13 protein-coding genes are annotated in these 16,011 nt (G+C 71.7%); 2 read left to right on the top strand and 11 right to left on the bottom strand.

What is annotated here, in order from left to right:
• Nucleotides 1-193 precede the first annotated feature (193 nt).
• The 7 genes from AC1DXK_RS08185 to ileS form a co-directional block, all read right to left on the bottom strand.
• A complete protein-coding gene (locus AC1DXK_RS08185; RefSeq protein WP_457105123.1) occupies nucleotides 194-967 on the bottom strand; it encodes a ferredoxin--NADP reductase in 774 nt (257 codons plus the stop codon).
• A gap of 315 nt (nucleotides 968-1,282) precedes the next feature.
• Nucleotides 1,283-2,233 (bottom strand): ring-cleaving dioxygenase, encoded by a 951-nt coding sequence (locus AC1DXK_RS08180; protein WP_457105124.1) that lies wholly within the window; start codon nucleotides 2,231-2,233, stop codon nucleotides 1,283-1,285.
• A gap of 413 nt (nucleotides 2,234-2,646) precedes the next feature.
• The gene (locus AC1DXK_RS08175) at nucleotides 2,647-3,942 is read right to left on the bottom strand and encodes a M16 family metallopeptidase (protein WP_457105125.1); all 1,296 of its coding nucleotides are present in this window, start codon (nucleotides 3,940-3,942) and stop codon (nucleotides 2,647-2,649) included.
• Between the two features lie 107 nt (nucleotides 3,943-4,049).
• Complete coding sequence (locus AC1DXK_RS08170; protein WP_457105126.1) at nucleotides 4,050-5,459, bottom strand: M16 family metallopeptidase; 1,410 nt, start codon at nucleotides 5,457-5,459, stop codon at nucleotides 4,050-4,052.
• A gap of 159 nt (nucleotides 5,460-5,618) precedes the next feature.
• Nucleotides 5,619-6,281: a hypothetical protein gene (locus AC1DXK_RS08165; RefSeq protein ID WP_457105127.1), complete on the bottom strand. Its 663-nt coding sequence runs from the start codon at nucleotides 6,279-6,281 to the stop codon at nucleotides 5,619-5,621.
• A gap of 160 nt (nucleotides 6,282-6,441) precedes the next feature.
• Nucleotides 6,442-6,957: a signal peptidase II gene (gene lspA, locus AC1DXK_RS08160; RefSeq protein WP_457105128.1), complete on the bottom strand. Its 516-nt coding sequence runs from the start codon at nucleotides 6,955-6,957 to the stop codon at nucleotides 6,442-6,444.
• Nucleotides 6,958-7,210: 253 nt separating this feature from the next.
• Entirely contained in the window at nucleotides 7,211-10,177 is a 2,967-nt protein-coding gene (gene ileS, locus AC1DXK_RS08155) for an isoleucine--tRNA ligase (RefSeq protein WP_477297395.1), read from the bottom strand.
• A 333-nt stretch (nucleotides 10,178-10,510) separates the two neighbouring features.
• Here ileS and AC1DXK_RS08150 point away from each other — a divergent pair, with 333 nt between their 5' ends.
• On the top strand, nucleotides 10,511-10,780 hold the full coding sequence (locus AC1DXK_RS08150) for a hypothetical protein (RefSeq protein WP_457105130.1): 270 nt from the start codon (nucleotides 10,511-10,513) through the stop codon (nucleotides 10,778-10,780).
• Between the two features lie 25 nt (nucleotides 10,781-10,805).
• Here AC1DXK_RS08150 and AC1DXK_RS08145 read toward each other — a convergent pair whose 3' ends face one another.
• The 4 genes from AC1DXK_RS08145 to AC1DXK_RS08130 form a co-directional block, all read right to left on the bottom strand.
• Nucleotides 10,806-11,759 carry a DMT family transporter gene (locus AC1DXK_RS08145; protein WP_457105131.1) on the bottom strand — a complete coding sequence of 318 codons (954 nt, stop codon included), beginning with the start codon at nucleotides 11,757-11,759 and terminating at the stop codon, nucleotides 10,806-10,808.
• A 113-nt stretch (nucleotides 11,760-11,872) separates the two neighbouring features.
• Nucleotides 11,873-12,247 (bottom strand): hypothetical protein, encoded by a 375-nt coding sequence (locus AC1DXK_RS08140; protein WP_457105132.1) that lies wholly within the window; start codon nucleotides 12,245-12,247, stop codon nucleotides 11,873-11,875.
• A 422-nt stretch (nucleotides 12,248-12,669) separates the two neighbouring features.
• A complete protein-coding gene (locus tag AC1DXK_RS08135; RefSeq protein ID WP_457105198.1) occupies nucleotides 12,670-13,512 on the bottom strand; it encodes an NAD(P)-dependent oxidoreductase in 843 nt (280 codons plus the stop codon).
• Between the two features lie 39 nt (nucleotides 13,513-13,551).
• Nucleotides 13,552-14,754: a pyridoxal phosphate-dependent aminotransferase gene (locus tag AC1DXK_RS08130; RefSeq protein WP_457105133.1), complete on the bottom strand. Its 1,203-nt coding sequence runs from the start codon at nucleotides 14,752-14,754 to the stop codon at nucleotides 13,552-13,554.
• A 201-nt stretch (nucleotides 14,755-14,955) separates the two neighbouring features.
• Between AC1DXK_RS08130 and AC1DXK_RS08125 the strand changes: the two genes are divergently transcribed.
• The gene (locus tag AC1DXK_RS08125) at nucleotides 14,956-15,981 is read left to right on the top strand and encodes an LLM class flavin-dependent oxidoreductase (RefSeq protein ID WP_457105134.1); all 1,026 of its coding nucleotides are present in this window, start codon (nucleotides 14,956-14,958) and stop codon (nucleotides 15,979-15,981) included.
• Nucleotides 15,982-16,011 lie beyond the last annotated feature (30 nt).

Raw genomic sequence — 16,011 nt, 5'->3', positions numbered from 1 at the left:
GCGGCCGCGGTCCGATCTCGCGCCGCCTGCGACGATTCTCGACGGCGCGCAACGGCGGTGGGGCCGGCCTCCGCCCGGCGGGATTGCCTCGCTTTGCGCGCGGGCCTCTCCCGCCGTCGACGGCACAGGGCACGAAAAAGCCCGGCGCGGCGGACCGCACCGGGCTGAAACCGAAGCCGGATGGCGGGAAGGCCTACTTCTCCACGAAGGCCTTCTCGATCACGTAGTGACCGGCCTCGCCGTGGTTGCCCTCCTCGTAACCGAGGCCCGAGAGCAGCTCGCGGGTGTCGCGGATCATGTCGGGGCTGCCGCACAGCATGAAGCGGTCGTTCTCGATCGACATCTCCGGCAGGCCGATATCCTCGAACAGCTTGCCCGAGACCATCAGGTCGGTGATCCGGCCGCGGTTACGGAACGGCTCGCGGGTCACGGTCGGGTAGTAGATCAGCTGCTTCGAGATCATCTCGCCGAGGAACTCGTGCTGGGGCAGCGTCTCGGTGATCGTCTCGCCGTAGGCGAGTTCCTGCACCTGCCGGCATCCGTGGACCAGCACGACCTTCTCGAAGCGCTCGTAGGCCTCCGGATCCTTGATGATCGACAGGAACGGCGCGAGCCCGGTGCCGGTGCCGAGCAGGTAGAGGTTCTTGCCCGGCAGGAGGTTGTCGAGGACCAGGGTGCCGGTCGGCTTCTTGCCGACGATGATCGGGTCGCCGACCTTCAGGTGCTGCAGCTTCGAGGTCAGCGGGCCGTCCTGGACCTTGATCGAGAAGAACTCCAGCTCCTCCTCGTAATTGGCCGAGACCACCGAGTAGGCGCGCAGCAGCGGCCGGCCCTCGACTTCCAGGCCAATCATGGTGAACTCGCCGTTGCGGAAGCGGAACGCCGGATCGCGGGTCGTGCGGAACGAGAACAGATTGTCGGTCCAGTGGTGCACCGACAGAACGCGCTCCTCGTAGAACTTGCTCATCGACGGATCAGTCCTCGAATCCTCTGATGCTCGGCTCACGGTCCCGACGATTCGGGGTCCGTGGTGCGGCGGATCCCCGCCGCCCCGCTCGGGCGRGGGTGGATCCTCGGCGACAGAGCCCGCCCGGATCCGGATGACAAACACACGTGCGCTGCTTCTTTCGCAGTTGCAGCACGCCCGTCAAGGCGTGCCGGGATCACACCCACGAAAGAAGTGAACGACCTGGAATCGTTCGAATATTTAGCGTCCTCGGAGAATGTCTGCAGCACCGCTCCGGACATGGGAGGGTTGCCGCCGGCCGCCCCCCCGGTGCGATCAGCCGGCCGGGCCGGGCCGGAGCGGCTTCAGCCCGGCCTCGATCTCGGCCCGGCGTGGCTCCAAGAATGGCGGCAGGGCGAGGCGCTCGCCCAGGGTCTCCAGGGGCTCGTCGGCGGTGAAGCCAGGGCCGTCCGTGGCGATCTCGAACAGGATGCCGTTGGGCTCGCGGAAGTACAGGCTGCGGAAGTAGTAGCGGTCCACCGGCCCGCTGGTCGGCACCCGCGCCGCCCGGAGCCGGTCGGCCCACGCCTCGTAATCCGCGTCCGGGATGCGGAAGGCGACGTGGTGGACGGCGCCGGCCCCCTGCCGGGCCGGCGGGGAGGGGTCGGCCTGGAGCTGGACCTCCGCGGCGGGGCCGCCATCACCCATGGCGTAAACGGCCACGGGTCCTTCCGGCGTCTCGAAGGCGCGCACCCGGCGCAGGCCGAGCACCGCGGTCAGCACCGCCGCGGTGCGGTCCGGGTCCGGCACGGCGAGGCGGATCGGCCCGAGACCGCGGATCTGGTAGGCCGCCGGCACGGGTGAGCCGTCCCAGGGGTGCTCCGGCCCGGTGCCCCCATCGTCCACGAGGGCGAGGCGCTGGCCTTCCGGATCCTCGAAATCGAGGGTCAGGCGTCCGTCGCGGGCGGTGGGCTCCGCCGCGACGATCCCGGCCTCGCGCAGCCGGGCATGCCACCAGGCCAGCGCGCCTTCGCCGGGCACGCGCAGATGCGTGCGCGTGATGCTGTTCGATCCGCGCCGCTCCCGGGGCGCCGGCCAGTCGAAGAAGGTGATGTCGGTCCCGGGGCTCGCGAGCCCGTCAGCATAGAACAGGTGATAGGCCGAGACGTCGTCCTGGTTCACCGTCTTCTTCACGAGGCGCAGGCCGAGCGTGCCCGTGTAGAACGCGACGTTCTCGGCCGCGCGGGCGGTCACCGCGGTGAGGTGGTGGATGCCGGTGAGCTGCATGTCGATCCCGGGTCTGACGCCGATGCGCCTCAGGTAAGGATCCGCAGCGCCGTTGCGAGGACGGCGCCGTCGCGGAACGGAGCCGGTGTCGCCCGGCCGGGGCGCGTGGGAGCCCGAACGACGCCTGCACCGACCGGTTCGACATCCCGGCGTCGGCCGTCTGGGTCGGCTGCGCCCCGCGCGGGGTCCGGAGGCGGCGACCTGCGGGCCAGATGGCGAAACCACGGCCCCCGGTCCCATCGCCGCCGAAGCCGTCGATGGCTTCAGGGCTCTACGGTCACCGGTCGAAGCCTTCGGTCGATGCGGCCCTCGACGTCATCGCGGGCGGCGGGGCGCCGAACGACGGGCGCCCCATACGCGGTCCGCTGCGCCTGAAAAGACGGCCGCGCGCCCTGGGACGCGCGGCCCGCCCCTCAGAGCCCGACCGGCCGGCCGGCGGCGACGACCAGCATCCGGCCGTCCGCGAAGGTACGGGCGGCGGCGCGGCGGATGTCCGCCTGGGTCACGGCCGCCACCATGGCGTTGCGGCGCGCGATGTAGTCCATGCCCAGTTCCTCGAAGGCGATCTGCACCAGCTGGTGGGCGATCTTGGTCGAGGTGTCGAAGCCGAGGGCGTAGGAGCCGGTCAGGTAGTCCTTGGCCTTCTGCAGCTCGTCGTCGTCCGGCCCGTCCGCGATGAGCCGGCCAATCTCGTCGCCGATCACCGAGAGGGCCTCGCCAACGCGCTCGTTCTTGGTGGCGGTGTAGCCCCAGGTCATCGCGGCCGAGCGGTGGCTGACCAGCGAGGTCCCCACCGAGTAGGCCAGCCCGCGCTTTTCACGCACCTCCTGGAACAGGCGGGACGTGAAGGCGCCGCCGCCCAGGATGTGGTTCAGCACGTAGGCCGGGATGAAGTCCGGGTCGCGCCAGGGCACGCCGGCCATGCCGAACCGGATCACCGACTGGGGCACGTCGAGGTCGACGACGATGCGGCGGCCGAGATCCTGGACCTCCGTCCGTGGCACCGCCGTCAGCGCCCCGGCCTCCGGCAGGGCGCCGAAGGCGCGGTTGAGGCCCTCGGCCAGCTGCTCGGCGCCGATGGCGCCGACCGCCGCGACCTTCACCCGGCCGCGGCCGATGATGCGGGCATGCATCGCCAGCAGGTCGTCCCGGGTGATCGCCGCGACGCTCTCCACGGTGCCGGAGGAGGGGCGGGCGTAGGGATGGCCGGCGAACGCCTCCGTGAAGAAGCGGCGGGAGGCGAGGACGCCCGGATCGTTCTGCTGGTAGCGCAGGCCGGCGACGATCTGGCCGCGCACCCGCTCGATCGCGTCGGGGTCGAGGCGAGGCTTGGCCAGCGCCAGGGCCAGGAGGGCGATGCCCTCGTCGGCGTGCTTGACGAGCATCTTCAGCGAGCCACCGACCGCGTCGGCTCCGGCATGAAACGATAATTCGATCGCCCGGGCGGCGAGCTGCTCCTGGAACAGGTCGGAGGTGAGGTCGCCCGCCCCCTCGTCGAGGAGCCGCGCCAGCATCTGGGCGCAGCCGGCCTTGCCCTCCGGGTCCTGGGCGGCACCGCCCTCGAAGGTGAAGGCCAGGGCGATCATCGGCACCACGGGGGATTCGACGTGCCACGCCTCGATGCCGGGGGCGGTCGTCACCGGCAGCGCCGTCGTGGGCGAGTTAGCGGCGGGGGCGGCGGTCTCGACCAGAGTCTCGGCCAAGCTCATGGGAACCTCGTGTCTCTTTCTCGGGCGACGGCGGAGCGGGCCAGGGCTCCCGTTCGGCACACGCCCCGTTCCGGCCCTCCGAGGGGCCGGGCGGGACGCGCCGGGGGCTACTCGGCGGCCATCGCGACCGGGGCGTCCGGATCCTGCGCCTTGGTCAGGTAGCCGGTCACCGAGCGGGCCGGCGTCAGCCAGCGCTCGGCGGCGGTCTTCAGGCGGTCCTGCGTCACCGCCTCGATGTCGGTCGGCCAGCGGCGGACCTCCTCGATGGTCTCGCCGATCGCCAGCGCCGAACCGTAGATGCGCGCCAGCGACGACTGGCTGTCGGAGGAGTAGACGGTCTCGGCCACGAGGCGGGTCTTGGCGCGCTCGATCGCCTCGGCGTCGAGGGCCTCCGACGGCGCGCGGCGCAGCACCCGGTCGACGGCCTCCTCCAGCTTCTCCAGGGGCACGCCCTCGGCGGGCACGGCGTAGACGGAGAAGCGGGTGTCGTCGATCGCCGAGCCCATGTACCAGGCGCCGGCATTCACCGCGAGACCGGTCTCCATGACCAGCTTGCGGTAGAGGTACGAGGTCGAGCCGCCGCCCAACACCTCGGCGAGGAGCTCGAGGTCGTGGCAGCCGCCGTCGCGGGCGGTGATGCAGGACGGGGTCAGGTAGAGCCGCTGCAGCGTCGGCTGCTCGACCTTCGGGTCGGCGACGGCGACGCGGCGCAGGGCCTTCGGCTCCGGCTCCCGCGCCCGCAGGCGCTCGGGCCGGGCACCCTGGGGCGTCACGCGGCCGTAGGTGTCCTCGGCGAGGCGACGCACCTCGTCCGGGGTCACGTCGCCGGCCACCACCAGGATGGCGTTCTCGGGGGTGTAGAAGCGCTTGTAATAGGCCAGCGCGTGCTCGCGGTTCAGGCCCTCGATCTCGTGCATCCAGCCGATGATCGGGATGCCGTAGGGATGGTGCACGAACAGGCCGGCGGCCATCGCCTCGGAGAGCTGGGCGGAGGGGTCGGTCTCGACCCGCATGCGCCGCTCCTCCAGCACGACGTCGCGCTCGGGGGCGACGACGGCGTCGTCGAGGACAAGGCCGCTCATGCGGTCGGCCTCGAACGCCATCATGGTGCCGAGGTGATCCCGGGCGACCCGCTGGAAATACGCCGTGTAGTCGTAGCTGGTGAACGCGTTCTCCTGGCCGCCCAGACCCGACACCGCCTTGGAGAAGGCCCCCACCGGGTGCTTCTCGGTGCCCTTGAACATCAGGTGCTCGAGGAAGTGGGCGATGCCCGACTGGCCCAGCGGATCATCGGCCGAGCCGTTGCGGTACCAGATCATGTGGGTGGCGACGGGCGCCCGGTGATCGGGGACGACCACCACGTCGAGGCCGTTGTCGAGGGTGAAGGCCGTCACTTCCGGCCCGCCCGCCTCGGAACGCCCGAACGGCGCGGCCTCGCCCCGGCCGGCGCTGCCGCCGAAGGACTGGCCCGGACGCAGCGGGAAAAGTTGGGGCGTCGCCTTCCTGAACAGGTGCATTCCGCTTTCCTTCTGCCGGCCCCGGGCCGCAGCGTCTCGCGTCGGGACGCGTGCGCGGATCGGGGCCGTCCTGGTCGCCGGCGCGCAAGAACCGCACCGGGACGATGATCTCATGTTGCCATGCCGCAGCGCCGTTGCAACGGCGACACGGCGCCCCCGTCACTGCTGCGCGCGCTGACGGAGATACGCGCCGGGATCCGCCTCTTCGCGTTCGCGGCTGGCGTTGTTGATCGGATCGCTCGAGGGCGGACGGACCAGCTGCTTCGGCGACTGCCGGTAGCCGGTGGGCGGATCCGTGAGGGTGTCGCGGCTCGGCTCGATGTCGGAAGGCTCAGCGTTGGCGCTCTTGCCCTTGAGCAGGTCGAAGGGGCTGAGCAGGCTGTCGTCGCGGTTGTTGTCGCCGGGCTTGCGCTCGGGGCTGGTCACCAGGCCCGCCCCGGCCCGGCGTCCGCTGCGCATCTCGTCCACGGAGAGCGTGGCGTTGTTGTCGTCGTAGCGGCCCTGGGCCTGCGCCCCTCTGGGATTGCGCCGTTCGACAGCGGCGCGCTCGCGCTCGACGATCTCGGGATTCTTAGGCCAGGCGGTGCTGGTGGAGCGCGCCCGCGGCTGGGGTAGGGCCTTCCCGTCGAGCTTGGGCGGCATCACCAGGGGCGGCCGTTCGTGGTAGTCGATCGGATCCTGGCGCTTCTCCAGGAGGCCGATGCCCGACAGGGCGTCGCGCATGAATTCTCCGCGCTCCTGGGCCAGCGCGGGGCCGGCGCAGAGCGGAGCCAGGGCGACCGCGGCGGAGAGGAGGGGACGAAGCCTGCGATGCCCGGTCATGCTGCCTCACGGATTCCGGACGGCGCGTCCGGTTCTGGGATGACCGCGGCGCGGCCTGATCCGACAGGTCCCGGCCTGGGACCGGTTTCCGGCGATCGTATGGCGCCTTGGCCACGTCGCGCCAGGGCGGGGATGCAGGCGGACCTGTGTGTTGCGCGGATCACAGACGCGGCGCCGTGTCGCCCGCAGCCGGATCCCTCCGTGCCGTGCGGCCGGCCGGGGACAGGCTGTCGAGGATCAGGCCGATCACGCCGGCCACGATCGCCGCATCGGCGACGTTGAACACATACCAGGACCAGCCACCGGCATGCAGGTGGACGAAGTCGAACACCGCCCCGTAAGCGGCCCGGTCGATGGCGTTGCCGAGCGCCCCGCCGACGATGAGGCCCAGCGCCACCGCGAGGAGCCGCGAGCCCGCCCGTCGCATCCAGAGCCCGAGGCCGAGGGCGGCGGCGAGCGACAGGGCGACGAGGAGCCAACGGCCGAACCCGCTCTCCTGCTGGAACAGGCCGTAGGACACGCCCCGGTTCCAGACCACCACGAAGTCGACGAACGGCGCCATTCGCCAGGGCTGCGTCAGGACGAGATCGGTGCCGAAATAGAGGCCGAGCTTGGAGGCTTGGTCGAGGAGGAGGGTGAGGAGGAGGGCCAAGAGGCCGGCGCGGGAGGGGGTCATGCAGCGGCCGCACGGCCAAGGGTAGAAATCCCCTCGCCCCGCTTGCGGGGAGAGGGCCGCGACGACCTCGTCGTCGGCGCGGCGAGGCGGCAGCCGAGGGTGAGGGCGCGTCGACGGGCGTGCCTCTTCCGGCTTCGCCTCCTCACCGCCCCTCCGGCTTCGCCTGCGCTTCCCGCAGGCACGACAAGGTGCCTGCGGGCCTCTCCCCGCACGCGGCGAGAGGGGGGTGCTGCGGCGTCGGTGAGCACCGCCCTCACGCCGCGCTCGCCTCCGGATGCGCCTTGTCCCACTCGCGCAGGGCCTGGGCGTCGCGGGGGGTCACGTCCGGATAGTCCGGATCGTCGCCCACGCTGGGACTGACCCGCCAGGAGCGCGCGCATTTGCGGCCCTCGGCCGGGCGCGGCACCACCGCGACGCCGMGCACCTCGTCGAGCCGGAAGGCCTCGGCCGGCCCCTCGCCCGCGCTCACCGTGATGGCAGAGGTGATGCAGGTATCGGCGAAGTCGCAGCCCTCGAGCGCCGCGAGCAGCTCGGCGTCCGCGACGTAGACCTCCGGCGCCGCCTCCAGGCTCGCGCCGATGCGCTTGGCCGCGCGCTCAATCTCCAGGGCGCCGGTAACGACGCGACGGACCCGCCGGATCTTGTGCCAGCGCTCCGCGAGGGGGGCGTCGAGCCAGTCCGCCGGGGTCTCCGGCAGGGTCTGGAGATGCACCGAGCCGTCCTCGGACGGGTAGCGGTCGAGCCACGCCTCCTCGGCCGTGAAGGCCAGCACCGGGGCGAGCCAGATCGCCACCCGGCGGAAGGCCTCGTCGATCACCTGGAGGGCCGCCCGGCGGCGGACCGAGGAGATGGGATCGCAGTATAGCGCGTCCTTGCGCACGTCGAAGTAGAAGGACGACAGGTCGCCGGTCATGAAGCCATTGAGCAGCGCCACCACCCGCTTGGTGTCGAAGGCCGCGTAGGCCTCGCGGATCTCGCCGTCGAGCTCGGCGAGCCGGTGCAGGATCAGCCGCTCCAGCTCCGGCATGTCCTTGTAGGCCACGTCGTCTCCCTTTACCCGGTGGGCGAGGGAGCCCAGCATCCAGCGCAGGGAGTTGCGCAGCTTCCGGTAGGTCTCCGCGAAGGTCTTGATGATCTCCGGTCCGATGCGCAGGTCGTCGGTGTAGTCGGAGGCCGCGACCCACAGGCGCAGGATGTCGGCGCCCGAATCCTTGATGACGCTCTGCGGCGCGACGACGTTGCCCTTCGACTTCGACATCTTCAGGCCCTTGCCGTCGAGCACGAAGCCGTGGGTCAGGACGATGTCGTAGGGCGCCCGGCCGCGGGTGCCGGCGGATTCGAGCAGCGAGGACTGGAACCAGCCGCGGTGCTGGTCGGAGCCCTCCAGGTACATGACCCGGTCCTGCCCGCCGTCGCGGACGCGCCTGACGCCGGCCAGCCCCGGGAAGGCCTCCGGATCGTCCAGCACGAAGGCGTGGGTCGAGCCCGAATCGAACCAGACGTCGAGGACGTCGGTGACCTTCTCGTAGGCCTCCGGGTCGTGGTCGGGCGCCAGGAAGCGCTGCGCGGCGTCGTCCCGGAACCACGCATCGGCGCCCTCCGCGGCGAAGGCGTCGCGGATCCGGGCGTTGACGCGCGCGTCCTTCAGGATCTCGGCCGTCTCGCGATGGACGAAGACGGTGATCGGCACGCCCCAGGCGCGCTGGCGCGAGACCACCCAGTCCGGCCGGTTGCCGACCATGCCGGTGATTCGGTTTTTTCCTTGTGTCGGCACCCACTGGGTATCGTCGATGCCCTTCAGCGCCACCTCGCGCAGGGTCTGATTGCCCAGGCTCGCCGTGGGCCTGTCCATGGCGATGAACCATTGCGGGGTGTTGCGGAAGATCACCGGCTTCTTGGACCGCCAGGAATGCGGGTACTGGTGGCGCAGCACGCCGCGGGCGACCAGTGCCCCGGCCTCCGTCAGCGCGGCGATGACCGCCTTGTTGGCGTCGCCCTTCTCGCCCTTGGCGGTGAGCACGCGGGTGCCGGTGAAGCCCGGGGCGGCCTCCGTGAGCACGCTGTCGGCATCGACCGTGTAGGGGATGGTCGGGTCGATGCCGCGCTCGCGCAGCAGCCGGCCGCTCGCCATCCAGAGCTCGAAATCCTCGCGGCCGTGGCTCGGCGCCGTGTGGACGAAGCCCGTACCGGATTCGTCGGTGACATGGTCGCCGTCGAGCATCGGCACGGCGAAGCCGTAGCCGAGCCTGGCCAGGGGATGGTCGAGGGTGAGGGCGGCGAGCATCGCCGGGCTCACGTCGCCGACACGCTCGAACGCCTCGACCCGGGCGGCCTTGAACACGGAGGCGGCCAGGCTGTCGGCCAGCACGTAGGTCTGGCCGGGGGTCGCCCAGTTGTCGGCCGGCGCGTCGGTGATCCGGTACAGGCCGTAGGCGATCTTTTTCGAGAAGGCGACGGCGCGGTTGCCGGGGATCGTCCAGGGGGTTGTCGTCCAGATCACCACCCGGGCCGCCGCGAGGTCGCCCGCGGCGCCGGAGCGGATCGGAAACGCACAGAAGATCGTGTCGCTGACGTGCTCCTCGTACTCGACCTCCGCCTCGGCGAGCGCGGTCTTCTCGACCACCGACCACATCACCGGCTTGGAGCCGCGATAGAGCTGGCCGCTCATGGAGAACTTCATCAGCTCGTCGGCGATCACGGCCTCGGCCGGGAACGCCATCGTGGCGTAGGGATGATCCCAGTCGCCGGTGACGCCGAGCCGCTTGAACTCCGCGCGCTGCACGTCGAGCCACTGGGCCGCGAAGGTCCGGCATTCCTGCCGGAACTCGATCACCGGCACGTCGTCCTTGTTGCGGCCCTTGGCGCGGTACTGCTCCTCGATCTTCCACTCGATCGGCAGGCCGTGGCAGTCCCAGCCCGGGACGTAGTTGGCGTCGAACCCGAGGGCGGTCTGCGAACGGACCACCACGTCCTTGAGGATCTTGTTGAGTGCCGTGCCGATGTGGATGTTGCCGTTGGCATAGGGCGGGCCGTCGTGGAGCACGAATTTCGGCCGGCCCTGGCCGCGGGCGCGCAGCTTCCCGTAGAGGTCCATCTGGTTCCAACGCTCGATGAACAGCGGCTCGCGCACCGGCAGGCCGGCGCGCATCGGGAACTCGGTCTGCGGCAGGAACAGGGTCTTGGAATAGTCGCGGGCGGGCGCGGTCTCGGGGGCGGTCATCGGGTCTCGCATCGGCGGTCGGGCCGGCGGCAGGCCGGCGGCAGCGGGTCAGGCGGCAGGAGGATCCCGGACCTCCGCACGGCCGCGCCGAAGCGGGCTCTCAGGCGGAGGCCGGGCCGGTAATTCGAATCGGGCGGCCAAGGCCGCGCAGGGCGCGCGAAGCGGGCATGACGGTTCTCTATCAGCCGCCCCGGCCCGAGACCAGCGGCAGCGCGGATCACGCACCCGTGACCGCCGATGGGACCAATCGGCGCCTGAACCGTTGAACAGGCACATCCTTCGCGCCCCGAACCGGCGCGGAGACGTCCCAGAACGCACGACCGGAGCAGACCCATGAAGAAGCTTCTGATCACGACCCTCGCCCTCGCGCCGATCGCCTTCGCGGGGGCCGCGCAGGCCCAGGGCACGGTCCGCGGCGCGCAGCGCGGTGCCGAAGACGGTGCGGCCGCGGCCGGCCCGGTCGGCGGGGTCGTCGGTGGCGCGGTGGGCGCAGCCACCGGCACGGTCGGCGGCGTCCTCGGGACGGATCCCGATCCGGCCCGTCGCGCCCGCGAGAACCGCCGCGAGGAGCGGATGGAGCGCCAGGAGCGTCTCGGCCGCTAAGTCAGCCGGTCCGTGGCGGGCCGTCTCAGGCGGCCGGCCGCGCCTCCCGGCGGATCGTCTCCTGCGCCAGGAGGTACAGGCCCGAGCCGACGACGATCATGGCCCCCGCCACGGTCCAGCGGCTCGGGACGTCGCCGAACAGGAGGAAGCCCAGCGTCACCGACCACAGCAGCTGCGTGTAGATGAACGGCGCCAGCACGTTGGCCGGCGCCCGGGCATGGGCCATCACCAGCAGCCAGTGGCCGAGGGTCCCGAACAGCGCGACCCCGAACAGCAGCGCCCAGTGGGTCAGGCTCGCCGGGTTCGTCCAGATCCAGGGCAGGAGCGGGGCCATCAGCGCGAGCCCCGCGAGCCCGGTGTAGAACATGGTCGTGGCGGTCGAGTCGTAGGCTGCAAGCTTGCGCGTGATGATCGCGTAGAAGGCGTAGACCACCACGTTGGCGACGCAGAGCAGAGCGGCCGGATGCATCCCGCCGATTCCCGGCCGCACGATCACCAGCACGCCCAAGAAGCCGACCCCGATCACCGCGAGCCGCGCCCGCGACGACCATTCGCCGAGCAGCGGACCGGCGAGCAGTGCCACCGTCAGCGGAGCGGCGAACTGGATCGAGATCGTCTCGGCGAGTTGCAGGTACCGCAGCGCCAGGAAGTTCAGGGCCGTGGAGGCGAAGAGCAGCAGCGAGCGGACGATCTGCAGGGGCAGGCGCCGGCTCTTGACGACACCCGGCGTGCGCACCGGGTTGATGAACAGCGAGATCATCGCCACGCTCGCCGCGTAGCGCATGAAGGTGGTGACCAGCGGGTCGACGCCGGCTCGCGCCAGGGTCTTGCCGCAGGCATCCAGGCTCGCGAAGAACGCGACCGCCCCGCACATCAGGGCGATGCCGACGATCCGTCGACGGCCGGCGAGGTCGGCCTCCGGAGCGGCGCGTGCCGGGGCGCCGTCATCGGGAACGGAGGTCGCGACCTGCGTGCTCATGCCTGACCAATCTCGGTAGTGGCCACTTTCGTGCCACGCCCGGAATAGCCGCGGTATCCGCCGTCGCGCAGGGGAACCATGCAGCCGGCACGGCCGGCCCGCGCGGGCGGGGCTCAGCGCCGGGCCGAGGCCTTCTCGGCGGAGGCGGTCTTGTCGGCGGAAGCGGTCTTGGCCGCCGCCTTGGCGAGCTTCGGCTTCGGCGGCGCCGCCCCGGCGATCAGGGCGGCCAGATGCGACTGATCGAGCCCCGATGCGGCGCGCGCGGCCGCCACCGGAACCGGCGGCGTCACGGGCGCGGGCGCGAGCGAGGCGGTACGCTCGACCCGCCGCGGCTCGATGGAGCCGGTCGCGACCGGATCGGGTATGCTGGCGGCAACCGGGATCGGCGCCGGCGAGTCGCGCTGCACGCGCAGGGTCCAATGGGCGGCGGTGGAGAGGGCGGCGATGCCGAGGATCGCCTTGATGCCGCCGGTGAGCAGGGCTCGCATGGTCGTCAGGCCCGAGAGAACGCGGTTACGCGGAACCGGATCCCCGGCCCCCACGCATCATCGCGCCGGAGCGTGAACGAAGCCGCAATCGCCGCGACCGGCCCCGTCCCGGAACGGGGCATTCCTCTCCGCAGGAGCGGCCTGGCGCAGGGTGGTGGCAATCAATGTGGGCCTTGCGCCGAACCCGCGGTTCCTGTTCCCCGCGCTCCCGACACTCCTGCAGCGACTCGGCCCACTGAGCCTCACAGGAACGGCCCAGAGAACTGGTCCGGACCGCCCCGTCACTGCCGACCCCGCCACCATGCAGGCCCGAGCGGGCTCGCGAAACCTTCAGGCGCATCGGCCGCTGGGGACAGCCCGTGTAGAGGGTGGCAGCCGAGCCGGCAACAGAGGCGGGACCGTTTCCGCGGCCTCCGCGGCGATCAGCGCTCCGCCGCGGCCGCGGCGAAGCGTATCAGCGCGGCGATCTCCGCCGCACCGCCCTCCGCGGCGAGGTGCCGGTAGAGCGCCGCATAGCCGGCGAAGACCTGCCGTCCGGCCGGGTCGGCCCCGAGGAAATCGGCGATCTCCTCCATCTCGGGCGCCCAGCGATAGGCCTTCGGCGCCATGTCGGGCAGGCCCTTGGCGAACCGGGCCAGCAGCGCCGGCTCGTTCTCGGCCAGTTCGGCCAGCAGCGCCTCGCCGGCGCCGGCGCGCTCGGCGGCGCCGATCATGAGCGCGGCGAGCGCCGTCAGGCCCTTGTTGAGGCCGGCATAGCTCATCTTGAGGCTGGAGGCCGCGCCGACCGCGCCGGGACAGACGCGCAGGTCGAGTCCGAGGTCACGCAGCACCAGCGCCGGGGCGGTCTCGGGACCCGAGACGTAGACGCGCGGTCCCCGGGCGCCGGGCTTCGGCGGCAGGCCCAGGATCGCCCCGTCGAGGAACGGCGTGCCGGTGGCCGCGACGATCCCGGCGATGCGCCCGACCGTCGCCGGGCTCACGGCGTTGGCGTCGATGTAGACCGGCTTCCGCGCGGCTGCCGCGAGGGCGGGTGCGAGGCGGCGGGCGAGCGCCTCCGCGTCGGCGGGGGGCACGATCGCGAGCAGGAGGTCGGCGGCGGCGAGGTCGCCGTCGCCGGCATGCGCCATGCCGGCAGCCTCGGCCCGGGCGCGGCTTTGAGGCCCGCGTCCGTCCAGGGAGGTCAGCACGCGCGCGCCATGCTCGGCGAGCCGGGCTCCGATGGCGCTGCCCATGGCGCCCGGGGCGATCACCGCGATGGTGGGCACCGCGATGGTGGACACGGAACGCCTCCGGGGCTTCGGATGCTACCGCAGCGAGCCGCAGAACCGCTGGATGCGCCGGCAGGCCTCCTCCAGCACCGCGTTCGACGTCGCGTAGGAGATGCGCAGGTTCGGGCCGAGCCCGAAGGCCGAGCCGTGGACCGCGGCCACGCCCTCGGCCTGGAGCAGCTCCATGACGAAATCCTCGTCGGTCTCGATGGTCTTGCCGGCTTCCGTCTTCTTGCCGATCAGCGCCGCACAGGACGGGTAGACGTAGAACGCGCCCTCGGGCGTCGGGCAGGTCAGGCCGTTGGTCTGGTTGAGCATCGACACGACGAGGTCGCGCCGGCCCTGGAAGGCCGTGCGGAACGTCTCCAGATGGTCCTGCGGGCCGTCGAGGGCGGCGACCGCGGCCCATTGCGCAATCGTGCTCGCCCCCGAGGTCTGCTGGCCCTGGACGAAATCCATCGCCTTGATGAGCGTCTCCGGACCGGCCGCGTAGCCGATGCGCCAGCCGGTCATGGCGTAGCCCTTCGAGACGCCGTTCATGGTCAGCGTGCGGTCCACGAGTTGCGGCTCGACCTGGGCCGGGGTGACGAATTCGAAGTCGCCGTAGGTCAGGTGCTCGTAGATGTCGTCGGTGAGGATGTGCACGTCCGGGTAGCGGAGCAGCACGTCGGTGAGCGCCTTCATCTCGGCGCGGGAATAGGCGGCCCCGGAGGGGTTCGAGGGCGAGTTGAGGACGATCCACTTGGTCTTCGGGGTGAGCACCCGGTCGAGTTCCTCGGCCTGGAGCTTGAAGCCGTTGGCCATGTCGGCATCGGCGAAGACCGGCGTGCCGCCGCACAGGCCGACCATCTCCGGGTAGGAGACCCAGTAGGGGCGGGGGATCACCACCTCGTCGCCCGGGTTCAGGGTGGCGAGGAACGCGTTGTACAGGACCTGCTTGCCGCCGGTGCCCACGATGGTCTGAGAAACCTTGTAGTCGAGCCCGTTCTCGCGCTTGAACTTGCGCACGATCGCCTCGCGCAGGGGCACGATGCCGGAGACCGGCGGGTAGCGGGTCTCGTTCCGGTGGATCGCGTCGATCGCCGCCTGCTTGATATGCTCGGGCGTGTCGAAATCCGGCTCGCCCACCGACAGGCTGATGACGTCGACGCCCGACGCCTTCAGGTCCCGGGCCTTCTGGGTCATCACGATGGTCGCGGACGGCTTCACCCGCGAGAGGACGTCGGCGAGGAGAGCCATGGCGTGCGGTGCTCCGGATTTTCGTGGGCGACGGAGGCCCGTGCGCCGCACCTGCTGCGGCGCGGCGGACCCTAGGCCCGGGACGCTGAGCCGGCAAGGCGGTGCGCGGCACCAAGCTGGATCTCGCGCCCGGCGCGCCGTGCAGGTCTCTCCTGCGCGGCCGCTCTCGCTTTGCGGGATCGTCGATACCAGATCCTGTCCATGACCCCGCTCTCCGTCCTCGACCTCTCCTTCGTCAGCGCCGATTCGACCCCCGCGCAGGCGCTGCACGACACCCTGGCGCTCGCCCGCCACGTCGACGGCCTCGGCTACCGGCGCTACTGGCTCGCCGAGCACCATGCCCTGCCCAACGTGGCGAGCCCGGCCCCCGAGATCATGATCGGCCAGATCGCCGCCGCGACCCGGACCCTGCGGGTCGGCTCGGGCGGGATCATGCTGCCGAACCACGCGCCGCTGATGGTGGCTGAGCGCTTTCGGGTGCTGGAGGCCCTGTTCCCGGGCCGGATCGATCTCGGTCTCGGCCGGGCACCGGGCACGGACGGCCTCACCGCGCGGGCGCTGCGCCGCCGCGAGGCCCCGGGAGAGGCCGGGGGCGACGACTTCCTCGACCGCCTGCAGGAACTGCTGTTCTGGGACGGCGGCTTTCCGGAGGGGCACCCGTTCGGGCGGATCGAGGCAAGCCCCGCGGGGGTGCCGCTGCCACCGATCTTCCTGCTCGGCTCTTCCGACTACAGCGCCCGGCTCGCGAGCGAGATCGGCTGCGGCTTCGGCTTCGCCCAGCACTTCTCGGGGATGCCGGCCGAGGCGCCGATGCTGGATTACCGCCATCGGTTCCAGCCGACGCGGCTCGGCGCGAAGCCCCACGCGATCCTGGCGGTGGCGGCGATCTGCGCGCCCACGGATGCGGAGGCCGAGCGCCTGGCGTCCAGCGCCCGGCTGGCGACCCTGCGGCGGGAGCGGGGCGAGTACCGGCCGCTGCCGAGCCTCGCCGAGGCGCTGGCCTACCCGTATTCCGACGCCGAGCGGATGCAGATCGCGCGCGGCGGCGACCGGCTTCACGTGGGCGGTCCCGAGACCCTGCGGGCTCGGCTCGCCGACATGGTGGCGCGGACGCAGGCCGACGAGCTGATGGTCGTGACGGCCATTCCCGATCAGGCCGCGCGGCACGAATCCTACGCGCTGCTGGCCCAGGCCTGGGGGCTCGGCGTCGCCTCACAGGCGGCCTGACGGTCCCAGGTTCCCAAAGGGCGCAGCCCT

Source organism: Methylobacterium sp. P3_A11 (genome assembly GCF_056403155.1).
This window is presented reverse-complemented; position numbering and strand designations above follow the sequence as displayed.

Coding starts and splice junctions, on each gene's coding strand:
- lspA (WP_457105128.1), bottom strand. CDS start 6,957: ATGACCCCCTCCCGCGCCGGCCTCTTGGCCCTCCTCCTCACCCTCCTC.
- AC1DXK_RS08140 (WP_457105132.1), bottom strand. CDS start 12,247: ATGCGAGCCCTGCTCACCGGCGGCATCAAGGCGATCCTCGGCATCGCC.
- AC1DXK_RS08165 (WP_457105127.1), bottom strand. CDS start 6,281: ATGACCGGGCATCGCAGGCTTCGTCCCCTCCTCTCCGCCGCGGTCGCC.
- AC1DXK_RS08170 (WP_457105126.1), bottom strand. CDS start 5,459: ATGCACCTGTTCAGGAAGGCGACGCCCCAACTTTTCCCGCTGCGTCCG.
- AC1DXK_RS08175 (WP_457105125.1), bottom strand. CDS start 3,942: ATGAGCTTGGCCGAGACTCTGGTCGAGACCGCCGCCCCCGCCGCTAAC.
- AC1DXK_RS08145 (WP_457105131.1), bottom strand. CDS start 11,759: ATGAGCACGCAGGTCGCGACCTCCGTTCCCGATGACGGCGCCCCGGCA.
- AC1DXK_RS08125 (WP_457105134.1), top strand. CDS start 14,956: ATGACCCCGCTCTCCGTCCTCGACCTCTCCTTCGTCAGCGCCGATTCG.
- AC1DXK_RS08150 (WP_457105130.1), top strand. CDS start 10,511: ATGAAGAAGCTTCTGATCACGACCCTCGCCCTCGCGCCGATCGCCTTC.
- AC1DXK_RS08185 (WP_457105123.1), bottom strand. CDS start 967: ATGAGCAAGTTCTACGAGGAGCGCGTTCTGTCGGTGCACCACTGGACC.
- AC1DXK_RS08180 (WP_457105124.1), bottom strand. CDS start 2,233: ATGCAGCTCACCGGCATCCACCACCTCACCGCGGTGACCGCCCGCGCG.
- AC1DXK_RS08130 (WP_457105133.1), bottom strand. CDS start 14,754: ATGGCTCTCCTCGCCGACGTCCTCTCGCGGGTGAAGCCGTCCGCGACC.